Annotated in this window: 1 pseudogene; it reads right to left on the bottom strand. The window is 56.7% G+C overall.

The window, feature by feature from the left end:
* Positions 1-552 (bottom strand): annotated as a pseudogene (locus JUJ53_RS14015) (photosystem II D2 protein (photosystem q(a) protein)); the annotation flags it as partial.

Here is a 552-nt window from a genome sequence, read left to right as displayed (position 1 = left end):
TCACCATCGAGTAGGTCTCTTCTGCTTGGGTCGGGTTGAACGCGCGGAAGGTGTTGGCTTTGTCGCCATCTTCAAACAGCGTGTTCTCCACCGTCGCACCGTGAATCGCACAGAGCAAGGCTCCCCCCAAGATGCCAGCCACGCCCATCATGTGGAACGGGTTCAGCGTCCAGTTGTGGAACCCTTGCAGGAACAGCAGGAACCGGAAAATCGCCGCTACGCCGAAGCTCGGGGCAAAGAACCAGCTCGATTGTCCCAACGGGTACATCAAGAAGACCGACACAAACACCGCAATCGGTCCACTGAAGGCGATCGCGTTGTATGGACGGATGCCCACGAGGCGGGAAATCTCAAACTGGCGCAGCATGAACCCAATCAAACCAAAGGCTCCATGCAATGCCACAAAGCTCCACAAGCCGCCAATTTGGCACCAGCGAACGAAGTCGCCTTGGGCTTCAGGGCCCCACAAAAACAGGATGGAGTGACCCATGCTGTCGGCAGGTGTGGATACTGCCACGGTCAAAAAGTTGCACCCTTCTAGGTAGGAGCTTG

Source organism: Leptolyngbya sp. CCY15150 (assembly GCF_016888135.1).
Classification (GTDB): domain Bacteria; phylum Cyanobacteriota; class Cyanobacteriia; order RECH01; family RECH01; genus RECH01.
Note: the sequence above shows the minus strand (reverse complement) of the source record. Positions and strands in the feature narration are given on the sequence as shown.